Raw genomic sequence first — 569 nt, forward strand, 5'->3', positions numbered from 1 at the left:
CCTTGTGGGCTGCATCCGCCACTTGCCCCAAATTGATCTAAGAAACCTTGGAAGGCTAAATCTAAAGCAGCTTGGTCTGCATAGTCACAAGAACTATTATCCATATCGTCTCCAACTTCATTGATAACTAATGCTGGGGCTGCATTCAATTTCCATGTAGCACTTACATCAAAAGTCTCACATAAATCAGTAATAGTCCATACTACAGTCGCCTCTCCGCCTTCACATAAAGCTGGTGCGGCATCCTGTGACTTAATACTTCCTTGTGGATCACATCCGCCTGTTATACTGCCTACGGCTGCATTGGTCGTAGCTGTTATCCATTGTGCATAAGCTGCATCTACTGCATCTTGATCTACAAACGTACATGAATCTGCCATCGCATCACTAGGTGGTGTTCCTACTGATATCTCTGTTGGCGCATTCAATTTCCATGTAGCCTCTACATCAAAAGTCTCACATAAATCAGTAATAGTCCATACTACAGTCGCCTCTCCGCCTTCACATAAAGCTGGTGCGGCATCCTGTGACTTAATACTTCCTTGTGGATCACATCCGCCTGTTATACT

At 44.5% G+C, this 569-nt stretch carries 1 protein-coding gene; it reads right to left on the minus strand.

Translation table 11 applies throughout. The features are described from left to right. A partial coding sequence (locus tag E1J38_RS15145; protein WP_186525883.1) for a hypothetical protein occupies nt 1–569 on the minus strand: 569 nt, incomplete at both ends.

This window comes from Seonamhaeicola sediminis, assembly GCF_004358095.2.
Lineage (GTDB): Bacteria > Bacteroidota > Bacteroidia > Flavobacteriales > Flavobacteriaceae > Seonamhaeicola > Seonamhaeicola sediminis.